This window comes from Sediminivirga luteola (genome assembly GCF_014639315.1).
GTDB classification, from domain to species: domain Bacteria; phylum Actinomycetota; class Actinomycetes; order Actinomycetales; family Brevibacteriaceae; genus Sediminivirga; species Sediminivirga luteola.
Genome location: NZ_BMFY01000007.1, coordinates 54,216 through 65,187, shown reverse-complemented (window position 1 = coordinate 65,187; position 10,972 = coordinate 54,216). Strand labels below are relative to the sequence as shown.

Annotated in this window: 10 protein-coding genes; 1 reads left to right on the top strand and 9 read right to left on the bottom strand. The window is 69.0% G+C overall.

Annotated elements, in window-relative coordinates; translation table 11 throughout:
- Positions 1-5: 5 nt before the first annotated feature.
- The 9 genes from IEW13_RS09145 to IEW13_RS09105 all read right to left on the bottom strand — a co-directional run bounded on the left by IEW13_RS09145 (position 6) and on the right by IEW13_RS09105 (position 9,675).
- A complete protein-coding gene (locus IEW13_RS09145) occupies positions 6-557 on the bottom strand; it encodes a hypothetical protein (protein WP_188550635.1) in 552 nt (183 codons plus the stop codon).
- 182 nt (positions 558-739) lie between these two features.
- Positions 740-2,515: a type IV secretory system conjugative DNA transfer family protein gene (locus tag IEW13_RS09140; protein ID WP_188550634.1), complete on the bottom strand. Its 1,776-nt coding sequence runs from the start codon at positions 2,513-2,515 to the stop codon at positions 740-742.
- On the bottom strand, positions 2,512-3,096 hold the full coding sequence (locus tag IEW13_RS09135; RefSeq protein ID WP_229745047.1) for a hypothetical protein: 585 nt from the start codon (positions 3,094-3,096) through the stop codon (positions 2,512-2,514). Before IEW13_RS09135 ends, IEW13_RS09140 begins: the two co-directional genes overlap by 4 nt.
- Positions 3,093-4,583 (bottom strand): putative type IV secretion/conjugal transfer ATPase, encoded by a 1,491-nt coding sequence (locus IEW13_RS09130; protein ID WP_188550633.1) that lies wholly within the window; start codon positions 4,581-4,583, stop codon positions 3,093-3,095. The genes IEW13_RS09135 and IEW13_RS09130 overlap by 4 nt, the downstream gene beginning before the upstream one ends.
- Complete coding sequence (locus IEW13_RS09125; protein WP_188550632.1) at positions 4,580-5,410, bottom strand: hypothetical protein; 831 nt, start codon at positions 5,408-5,410, stop codon at positions 4,580-4,582. The genes IEW13_RS09130 and IEW13_RS09125 overlap by 4 nt, the downstream gene beginning before the upstream one ends.
- A 63-nt stretch (positions 5,411-5,473) precedes the next feature.
- On the bottom strand, positions 5,474-6,448 hold the full coding sequence (locus IEW13_RS09120) for a hypothetical protein (RefSeq protein WP_188550631.1): 975 nt from the start codon (positions 6,446-6,448) through the stop codon (positions 5,474-5,476).
- 16 nt (positions 6,449-6,464) lie between these two features.
- Positions 6,465-7,940: a PrgI family protein gene (locus IEW13_RS09115; protein WP_188550630.1), complete on the bottom strand. Its 1,476-nt coding sequence runs from the start codon at positions 7,938-7,940 to the stop codon at positions 6,465-6,467.
- Between the two features lie 7 nt (positions 7,941-7,947).
- Positions 7,948-9,360 carry a TrbL/VirB6 family protein gene (locus IEW13_RS09110; protein ID WP_188550629.1) on the bottom strand — a complete coding sequence of 471 codons (1,413 nt, stop codon included), beginning with the start codon at positions 9,358-9,360 and terminating at the stop codon, positions 7,948-7,950.
- 42 nt (positions 9,361-9,402) lie between these two features.
- Positions 9,403-9,675, bottom strand: coding sequence for a DUF6112 family protein (locus IEW13_RS09105; RefSeq protein WP_188550736.1), 273 nt, complete (start codon positions 9,673-9,675; stop codon positions 9,403-9,405).
- Between the two features lie 270 nt (positions 9,676-9,945).
- Between IEW13_RS09105 and IEW13_RS09100 the strand changes: the two genes are divergently transcribed.
- Positions 9,946-10,965 (top strand): hypothetical protein, encoded by a 1,020-nt coding sequence (locus IEW13_RS09100; protein WP_229745046.1) that lies wholly within the window; start codon positions 9,946-9,948, stop codon positions 10,963-10,965.
- The last annotated feature ends 7 nt before the right edge of the window (positions 10,966-10,972 follow it).

Genomic DNA, 10,972 nt, shown 5'->3' with positions numbered 1-10,972 from the left:
TGGTGCTAGTGGACTTCGCGCAGGAACCGGATAGTCGCGGCCTCCGCGAGAATCTCCCGGTTCGCTTCCAGGTACATCCGGGGGATCTCCGCCTCCAGGAGCCCGGTCAGGAACTCGGTCGGCAGCGCCCACTCGGTCGCCTTGTCCTCCAGCTCCGCTGTCGAGTAGATCGGGTACGGGGAGTCCTGCGTCCGCTCGGCCCAGGCGATCAGGTTCTCGTCGGCCGGGCGCGTCTGCTCCCACTCCTCGCGGGCCTGATCCAGCGGCAGGCTCGGATCGCCGGCCCAGGCCAGGTGCTGGTTCATCACGATCTCCTCCGCGATCCTGCGCGCCGTCATCCGACGAGATGCGTCCTGCAAGTAAGTCTGCCCCGAAGAGCGCCTCATCTCCACGGTCAACGCCGGACTGTGCTGCAGTCTGCCTGCCAGGTCCGCCACTTCGGCGGCGATCTGCGCCCCCAGGTCGCTGAAGAACCGCTCCGGGTCCTCCAGCGCCGCCACCCGGTCCGGGGCGTGCAGGGTCCAGTGCTCCCGGACCCGGATCGCGTAGTGGTTCATCATCGACTCCCTGACTCGTCGTAGCCGGTGCTCCGTCGTCATCGGCGATCGGCGCGTCGCTAATTGCGCCGTCGGCCGCGCTCTCGTCCAGTCCCCACAGGTCCAGCTCGAGCTGACCCGGCGGGGGCGTGCGCCTGCGGGCGGCCATCAGTGCCACCCGCTCTGGCGCCAGTGACGGGGGTTCACGGGCGCTCGCTTCTGAGCAGCGCTTCGACCGCGCCCCGGTCGGTCTTCAACGTCGTGGCGTCGTCGCGGCTCGTCCAGGGGCGCAGGTCGGTCACGATCGGGGGCGCGGAGCGGAGCATGGTGATGCCGGTGCCGAACGGCAACGTCCGGAGCCGGTCCGGGGGCAGGATCGCCACCCGGCGTACCGAGCGCTGAGCCGACCGGGAGCCGTGGTCGCCGACGGTGGTGGAGTCGGTGTACTCGTCGCGTTCGCCGATCAAGGTCGACAAGTCCGCCAGATCACGCGAGTTCGACGCCCCACCCAGGATGATCTTCACGATCGCGGCGTCCCAGATCGCGTTCGCGGCGTTCTCACCCCATTTGTCCCGCGCTTGGGCGAGGGACTGCAGGACGGGCAGGGTGGTGATCCCGGTCCCGCCACCCTCGGCCATCAACGTCGGCAGCGACGGCAGGGGTGCGAGGTTGCCGATCTCATCCAGCGCCAGCAACAGCGGCGGGTCCAACCGCGCGCCAGCCGATCGGGCCGCGATGCGCCGTGCGGTCTCCACGAGGTCTTCGACGAACGCCGCCACCAATGCCGACGACGCCCCCGCCCCCGCGCCGGTGGCCAGCAGATACAGGGTGCCCGAGCCGGTGAGGAAGGTCTGGGGGTCGAAGTGCTCACCTGCCCGTGGGCTCACCGCGTCGAGCACCCGCGGGTCGGCCAGCGCGGCCAGGGACAGGGAGACGCCTTGCCAGATCGAGTCGCGGGTGCGGGGGTCGGCCTCGATCATCGCCTCCAACGACTCGGCCCACCCGGTCGCGGCCTGGGAGGAGTTCGACAGGATGCTGACGGCCTCGGCGGCGGCGGTGGGGTCGAGGGTCCACCGGAACAGCTCCGATGGCGGACGCCCGTCGAGGGCGGCGGCGTGCAGGAGCGCTTGCAGTGCGGCGCGGGTCTTGCCTTCCCAGAACCCGCCACCTTCCACACCACCAGCCGACAGGCCGGTGCCAGAGGCCAGACCGGTGGCGCGGATCATCGCCGTCAGCGGGTCCTCACAGCCGCGCACCGGAGACCACCGCAACCCCGCCGGCACACCCTCAGCCAAGTGCTGGGGGTCGAACACCGCCACCGGCCGCCCATCACGCTCACGCGCCTTCAACGTCGCGGTGAGGTTGTCCGGCCGGGTACTCGTGGTCACCACGGCGCCGGGCGCATCGAGGATGGCGTTGATGACCACGTGCAGGCCCTTGCCCGAACGAGGTGGGCCGACGAGCAGGATCGAGTCCTCCACACTCGCCCACACGCTCGCGCCACGCGAACGCCCCAGCAGGTAGCCGACATCCCCGGTCTGGGGCTTGTCGAGCGAAGGCCGCAACGTCGACGCGCGACCCAGCAGCGCACGCCCGGAGGCGGCGCGGGCAACCTCACTACGAGTCGCTGTGCCCGCCAGTCGTCGCGGATCGACCTCGACCCGGCGGGCATGGTCGCGGACCTGACCCCACACCCACCACGCCAGCACCCCCAAACCGACGAGCAGCATGACCGCGGTGATCCAGTACGCCACCGCGCTCAGCCCCTCGGCGTCCAGAGCGGCGCCGGGATCGCCAGGCTGCACCAGGACCATGAACCCGGTTGCGACCCCCGCTCGCGGTTGTGGGGCGCCTGTGAGGAACGCGGCGATCGTGCCCGCCAAGCGCAGCACCCCAGCCAGTCCCGCCAGTCCGATCAGGGCGCCGATCGCGAGATTCGCCAGACCGTCACCCGTCCCCGGCGTCCGCGGCGCACTCATCGCGGCCTCACGATCACCTGGACACCCGAGACCCTGCCGAGCAGGAACACCTCACCGGTTCCAGCACTGGCCAAGCGGGCGGCGTCGAGCTGGGCCGCGTCGATCAGCGCGCGGGCGTTGCCAGCCGGTGTGGCGTCGGTGTGAGCGACGATGACCGCGACCGCGACATCCTCGCCCGGCACGAAGCCCTCACCGGTGACCTCCACCAGTTCGACCGCCGCCGTCGCCTCCTCGGGCGCCGACTCGCCTTCGGGTTCGGGGGCGGGGCGCCGTCGGGCGGCGGTGATGATGTCGGTGAACGCGGTGCCGTCGACCTCACGGACCTCCACCCGCACCGGCACCCGCCGGTCACCGGTCACCGCATCGATCAGCGTCCCGAAGCCCGAGCGCCGCCAGGGCGGGGCGAACTCTTCGGGCTCGAACGGCTCACCGTCCACGGTGACCGCGAGTGTGCCGTCGTCGTCGACCCGCACCAGAACATGCGGCAGCACCACCGGCGCCGCCGACTTGTCGTGGTCCTGTGTCCGGCCGGCGTCCGGCTCACCGGGGTTGCCGGAGCGGCGGTAGCGGGGGCGGCTCATGACTGGCCCCCGGTCATCCGGAGCCGAGTGTCGAAGGCCTCCAATTCGGCAGGATGGAGCTGGTGCTGGCAGACGAAGGACCTGTCCTTGATCCGCCACAACCCCTGACCCGTGCCCAGCCCGGGCAGTAGCTTCTGCTCCGTGCCGGTCAGGGCGAGCGTGGAAGCGGTGACGCCGAGCTGATCGGACTCCTGGCGGTAGATGATCCTGGTCTCGGCATTGGCCAGCAGCGAGGAGGCCAGCGCGCGCATGGCCGAGCCGGAGTCGCCGACGTTGTCCAGGTCCGTGAGCTTGTGGAAGATCAGCATGTTCGCGATCCCGTAGTGCCGCGCGAGGCGCCACTGCGCATCCATCCGCTTCAACAACGCGGGATGGGACATCAGCCGCCAGGCCTCGTCGTAGATTACCCACCGCTGCCCACCGGCCGGGTCCAGCAGCGCCGACTCCATCCACGCGCTACTGCACGTCATCAACACGCTGATGAGGGTGGAGTTCTCCGCCACCCGGGACAGGTCGAGTGAGATCATCGGCAAGCTCGGGTCGAACGCCACCGTGGACGGTCCGTCGAAGAGTCCTTGCAGGTCACCGGCCACGAGCCTGCGCAGCGCGTGGCCGACCATCCGACCGTCCTCAGCCAGCCGCCCGTCGCTGTCGTCGTCGGCGCGGGGCTGGAGGATGTGGTCGACGACCATCGGCAGGATCGGCACGTCGTTGCCCGCGACGACGGCGGTCAGCGCGACATCGATCGCAGTGTGCTCCAACGGCGACAGCGACCGCTCCAGCACGGTCGCGGCCAGCGCACCGATCAGGTCACGACGTCTGGAGGCGACCTGGGTGGTCCACTCCAGGTCCGAGACCCCCGAGGGTCGGTGCCCCTCATCGAGCGGGTTCAGCCGGTTCGCCAGCCCATGACCGAGCACGATCGCCTTACCGCCGACGAGCTCGGCGACCGGAGTGTGCTCGCCCTTGGGGTCACCGGGGACGTAGACGCGGCGCCCGAACGGGATCGAGCGGGTGTAGAGGGACTTGGCCAGCGAGGACTTGCCTGAGCCAACGATCCCCGCCAGCACGACGTTGGGGGCGGTGATGATGCCGCGCTGGTACAGCACCCACGGGTCGTAGACAAAGCTGCCGCCCGAGTACAGGTCCTGGCCGACGAACACGCCCTCAGAGCCCAGGCCGCCCTCGGCCAAGAACGGATAGGCCCCGGCCAACGTCGCGGAGGTGTCCTGATGGCGAGGCAGCCGAAACCGTCCCGGTGTCCGCAACGCGGCGGCGCCGGGCTCACCGGCCCGGGGCAGGTAGGTCGTGGCTCGGCGTTCGGCACGCTCGGCTTCGGCCTTGGCCTTCAGCTCGGCGGTCCGGACCCGTTTAGCGTCCGTCTCGATCGCTGCTGCCGCCCGACGGCGGGCCTTGCGGTACCGGCGAGGTTCACCACTGGGGCCAACCAGCACCGTGCTGTGCAGCCGCTCACGCTCGGCGCTCACAGGCCCAACCCCCGCACCTCGGGTCGCGAGGCCGGATGCCGCACGGGCGATACAGAGCGACCCGGCCTCGGAGCACCGGCCTGGTCGACCGGCCGCGATGCGCGACGCTGACTGAACCCCTGACCGACCCCGAACGCCCCTGCGTGCGCGCCGCCGGATCGCTCGGGTTCGGCGTACTCGGGCTCGGGGACGTGGGCGCGCAGCAGTCCGACGTGGCCGTGCAGGTAGTCGTAGGTCAGCGTGTAGTCACCGCGGGTGACGGCGCGATCCCACCGACCAGACGGAGGCGTGTCGTAGACGTAGCCGTTCTCCAGTGCCGCCTGCGTGGTCTCCTCGCCGTCGTCCCACCCGGCAAGGTGGTCGATGGCCGTGTCGGTGCCGTCGCGGTCGATCATTTCCAGTACCGGGTCGGCCTCGGAGCCCTGCAGGAACACCACGCTCACCCACCGCGGCTCCGGGATCGTGTGGTCGGGCTCGGGCTCGGGATGCCACGCGACCCGCCCCGACGCCTGCGACGCCCGGTTCAGGCGCTCCTCGGCGCCGTCCACGAGCGCGGCGGCCTGATGCAGGTCGTCGGCCGCCATCTGCGCATCGCGTGCACCGGCGGCATGGACACCGTCGTCATCGTGCGCACGAGCCTGATGGGACAGGTGCGCGGCAGCGAGCTGATCGAACACCTGGCGCAGCGATCGCACCCCGGCCAGCAGGTCACCGATCAGCGCATAGGTGTCAGCCGGGTCGTCGAAGGAACGGGTCGCGTGGGCCAGACCACGCAGCGCAGCCGATGCCTCCGAGGCGTCGCTGATCGGATCATCGAACGTAGGCATGAGCGGCGCCCTTTCTCACAGACGGTTGACGTCTGTCAGGTGCGCACGCTCGCCAGCCAGCCCCTAACCGGCGGAGTCATCTCCTTCGGGATGAAGTCGATCCGAGATGCCGAGTCCGGGACTGGAGAGATAGCCCTCGATGTCAGATCCTTCGAAATGCTCCGCCCACGGGGTGAAGTCCACATCCGAGCGCCAGCCGCAAGCGCCACAGACTGTCGAAGCGAAGAAGCCCCGCTGTTCCGCGTCGTGCTGAATGTCCTCAGCCAACTGGTAGGACTCGCAGCGCGGGCACCGCTCCGGCTCTCCTGCTTCACGTCGCCGGATGACTTTGCCAAACGTACCGATGAGGTGAGCAGTAGCCTCAAGCACGATGTCAGCGTCGACAGGCGTGGCATTGCTGTAGTGCTGGAGCCAGACCGTCAAGTCCCAGGTCTTGTCCGCCAGAGCTTTGAGGTAGTTACGCATCCGCCCATCTGTGAGGCGTTCAGCGTAGATGCTCGCCCAACCCTTGAAGTCCGCTGCCTTCGGCGCTCCCGGAACCTCGCCAAGCCACGGCGCGTCCATATGGGACTTTCCAAGAGCGATGAGCGCGTCCCTGCACTTGATCCCGACAGCTTGGAAGTCCTCTGACTCTGAAGCCTCGTCCATCGCTTCGAGCGCCTGACGAAACCGTCGCCATGACGAGGAGACGTGCTCTTCCGCGTCTTCATCAAGCTCGGCTCGGCTCCGCTCCGCCATGAATGCGCCAAGGCCGATATGGAAGATCAGGGCTTGCTCGGCCTGCGGGAAATCGGACTGGAGGTAGAGATTGGTTGGGTTCGTCATGACCCACCAGCGCGTTGAAGTGCAGTGCACGTCGTACACCTCATGCACATGACCCAGCACGCGGTGCGAACCGACCTTTTGCACGAGCTCTGCGCGATCGTCGGCTGGGGACTGACTGTCGACATAGTCACGGATGGCTCGCTCTTCATGGTCGGGAAGGTCCGCCATAGGTGTCTCCGTCTCGTCGATGGTCTCCCCATCATCGACCACCACGCGTTCCCGACGGGGACTACACACTCCGGCATAGCGGCAGGGCCGCGACCGCGAATGCCTGCGCCTGTTGGCCCACCAGGCGGCGGGTCTCGCAGGAGGCTTGGATCGCGGCCTGTTCGACCGCCGAGACTGCGGCCTCCAGCTCGTCGACGGTGGGTGCGGACACGGAGATGAGGCCGGTGTACCGCAGCACCCCGTGGCCGGCGGTCAGGTCGGCCTCCTGCTGGAGCACGTCCTGGTACTCCGCGGTCTGGGAGGCGTCCTCGATCTGCCCGATCTTCGCCCGTTGGGCGGCGTCGGAGATGTACTCGGTCTTCTTCTTGCGGATGTCCCGCGCTGCTTGGTCGGAGCGGATCGGGGTGCAGACCAGGGAGAACGTGCGCTGGATGCCCGTCGAGAGCAGGAGCGGTGCGAGGAAGCCGGGGTAGACCATCGAGCGCGGCCATTCGGAGATCCACAGCACCGCGTGATGTGCGCTGTCGGAGCGTAGGTGGTCCCAGCTTTCGGTGAGGGCGACAGGTCCGGCGGTGGCCAGATCGCGTCCCAGTTCGCCGTGGCGCTCCAGGGTAGCCGCGATCGCCGGGTCATAGGCACCCCGCAGGATCACCGCCACCTCACCTGGCGTCAGCCATTCAGATGGTGTGAGGTCTGCAGCACGCAGCGCGGCGACCAGGGTGGTCATCTCCTGGCGCAGGACGGCGGCGGCTCCCCGTAGTCCGCCGCCTGCGGTCCTGATCTGCCGGGAGCTGTTCTTCATGTCCAACGCCAGCGACAGCGTGGTGGCGTGGCGTTCCCCGGCCGGTCCTGCGCGCTCGATCAACTCGCCGTAGGTGGTTGCGGTCCACGAACCGTCGTCGGTGCCGTGCTCGGCCCACCATTCGGCCAGGCCGGTCCCGGAGTCGGGCAGGGTCCGTTCGGTGACCTGGAGCCGGGCGATGCGCCCGGAGCGGCAGGCGGTGGCCAGGACGCGGCCCCAGGCGGTGACGCGGCGTTCCTGCTCACCGGGGTCCAGGAGCACGAACGCCGGGTGGGACAGCCCGACGATGGCGGTGAGGGTGTTCGCGTGCGGGTCGTGGATCATCGCCGCCCCGGTCTCGAGGTCCAGAAACTCCCGCAGGTTCGCGGCATCACCCGGAAGTGCCAGGGTTCCGGCGGGGCGCGGCTTGACCACCGTCCGGCGATACAAGAGCTGCCCGCCCGTGACACGCCAGACCCACCGGAAGGCGACCGGCAGCCACTCGATCAGCTTCCTGCCACCCACGGGCACCCAGGTCAGCACCGCGCAGGCCACCCAGACGGGGGCGGTGTAGACCAGCAGGACGCCGCCACCGGCGTACAGAGCGCCGACGACCGAGAGCACACCAGCTCCGAGGGTGATGAGCTGCGGCAACGACAGCCCGAGCAGAACGCCGCGACGGGTGAGGCGGGAGAACTTGGCCGGCGTCAGCACGCCGTCGTCGCGTTGATCGTGATCGCTGTGCTTGCGTGCCATCACAGGGTCACTCCTTCGGCTTCGAGGACGGCGGTGGGACAGGCTTCGACGACGGCGCGGGCGGCTTCGTCTGCTGGGCTGGTGGCACCGGCGCAGGAGTAGTGGCCGGTGGCGGGGTGCTCGCCGTCTGGTCCGCCGCCCCTGCCTGGGCCTCGGCATGACCGCCGACCGCAGCACCAGCTTTCGGACCGGCCGTCGCGGAGTCCTTGGCGACCTTCGCCGCCACCACCGCGGCGGCAGCCGGCCCCGCGGCCGCAGCACCGGCACCCGCACCACCACCGGCGGCACCGGCGCCGCCAGATCCGGCACCGGCTCCCGCGGTCTTGCCGGCGGTCGCTCCCTTGCCTGCCTCGGCGGTGGCTGGCGCGTTCTTCGGGGTGGTCTTCGGCGGCGTCGGCCCACCACCCCCACCCCCGTCACCGCCGTCGCCCTTGCCGCCGTTACCGGAGGTGTCGTCGAGGATCTTCTTCGGTCCTTCTCCGGCAGGCTTGGACGGGGTGGGGATGGGCCGGTTCATCGCGCCCTTGGCCTCCTGCTCGCTGCTCATCGCGTGGTACATGTCGAAGCCGACGAAGGAGATGAACTTGTAGGTCATGTAGGGCGCGAACGCGGCGATGAACATCAGCACGATCCCGGCGATCGGGTCGCTGATCGAGGCCAGGTCGGCCTCGATGGGTGCTGAGACTTGGGTGATCGCGACCAGGAAGATCACCACGAGCACCAACTTGGAGACGATCAGCGCCAGGACGAAGGCCGCCCACTTGGAGAACCAACCCTTGGTCGCATCCCACGACGAACCCGCCAGAGCGATGGGCGCGAACACGATCGCGACCAGCAAAAGGGCTTTGCGGACCAGCAGGGAGAACCAGACGATCGCTGCCGCGCTGATCGCGAGCCCGGCGAGGAAAATCGTGATGATCGCTCCGACACCGGGGGCGGCGATGTTGATGCCGACCAGTCCGGCGGCGAGCAGGGCGATGCGATCGCCCATGCCTTCCATCGTGTTCCCGGTGGCCTGGACGATCCCGATGGTGAGCTGGTCGGTGATCTCCAGCAGCAGCGCCACGATCGTGATGACCAGAAACGACCCGAGCACGGACTTCGCCAGCCCCAGCGCAGCGCGAGACAGTGCGGTGGGGTCGCGGCGGATGAGTCCGGTGATGAGCTGGAGGCAGAAGAAGATCAGCATGATGAAGATCGCGACGCCGAACAGGACGTTGTAGACACCGACGTACTCATCGCTGGTGACGTCGACCAGAGTGGTGGTGTCGAACACCGCCCACACGGCCTCGAAGAGCCAGCCCGCGGCGGCACCCATCGCCGAGGCCAGCCAGTCGAATGGGGCGGAGACGAGGGTGGCAGCGGCTTCACCGGCCACATCGCACACGGACGAGATGATGGGGACATCGCACACACCCACCGCAGATCACTCCTTCACGCAGAGTCGAGTTGGTGGGTGGGCTCAGACCTGCTGGCCGACGTTCCAGAAGAAGTTGATGAGCGTGACCGCGGCGCCGCAGATGATCGCCGCCCCGCAGGAGACGAGGACGCCGACCTTCCCGCGTCCGGCGAGATGGGGGTTGGAGCTGTTGGCGCCGAAGCCCCAGACGATCGCCGAGACGATCAGCGCGAGGACGGACAGGATCAGGCCGACGGTCATGACCGCGCCCACGATGGTGCGCAGCTGGCCGATGCCCGGCAGGCCGGAGTCGTTGGGGTTGATGTCGATCTGCATCGGCAACGCCGAACCGTAGAGGGCGGCGGCTTCGGTGATGAGGGTCAGAGTGTTCACGGCGGGGTGCTCCTTCAAGCTCGACGAGAGGTGGTTCTCGTCGGACAGGTGCACCCTCGTTCCCGGCTTGACTGATCGCCGATGAGCTTCGCAGTAGTCACGCAAGGCACATGGATCGCTGGGATCGCCACACCGGTGATTCGCTACGCTGGTGATGACCTACCTGGCACTCAGGGGAGTCCGCGCTCAAGCGCGCTCACCACGGAGGCCGCCATGTCATTCACGCCGAGCCCACTCATCGCCGAGCCGATCTGGGACATGCTCGGTTCCCGGATGCCGAGAGGCGTCCTCGGCCTCAGCGATCCGGACGTGCATCTAATCGACGGCCGCTGGGTGATGTTCATCGGCGGGTTCTCCGCCACCTTCCGCAACCGCCTCTATCGGGCGCGCCTACCCGTCGGCGCCGAACCAGGACATGCGGGATGGATGCTCGACCGGCACCCGATCACCCCCGACCCGCCCAAGGGCTCGTGGGACGCAGGCGGCATGCACACCCCCAGCTACGTCCCACCTCACAAGGGCCGTGATGCGCGGATCTACTACGCCGGCCGCGCAAGCGCGCGGCATTACGGCGAGGGCAGCGCGTACGCCATCGGCGTCCTCACGCGCGGGGTCCGAGGTGAATGGCTGCGGCGGGACGTGCCGGCGCTGGCCGGATGGCCGGGCCGGGCCAGTGTTCTCGAGCCACTCGTGGTCGCGGTCGAGAGCGGTTACCGGATGTGGTTCCTGGCTACTCCGCACGAGGTCGCCCCCGGCGAGCAGCCCGACTTTGAGCTTCACGTGGCCGACAGCGTCGATGGTATCGAGTGGGAGCCTGCCCGCCGCTTCGCCACGACCGAGGAGGGATTCTTCGACAACGCGGTCTACCGGACCCCGCAAGGATGGGAGATGATGCTCGCCCGCGGCACCAACCTGCACGGCACCACCCCCTACCCGAGCCAGGGGCTGTGGCTCATGCGGGCGACGAGGCCGTCGCCTGATCGCGCGGACTGGTCAGTGCCGCAGCGGCTTCTCGACACCGACGTGGCCGGTATCCCGTCGTGGATGGGACGGGGAGTCTGCGGCCCCTCGGTCGTCCCGTGGTCCGACGGGCGCCGAGTCGTGTTCCTGACCGGTACCCACGACATCGGCCCGTGGTGGCAGGCCGCCCGATTCCGGATGGTTCACTCGCGGCGACTCCCGGTCACGTCGCCCTACTTCCTCGCCACAGGTGCGATCGATGTCTCGATCTGACCGGCTG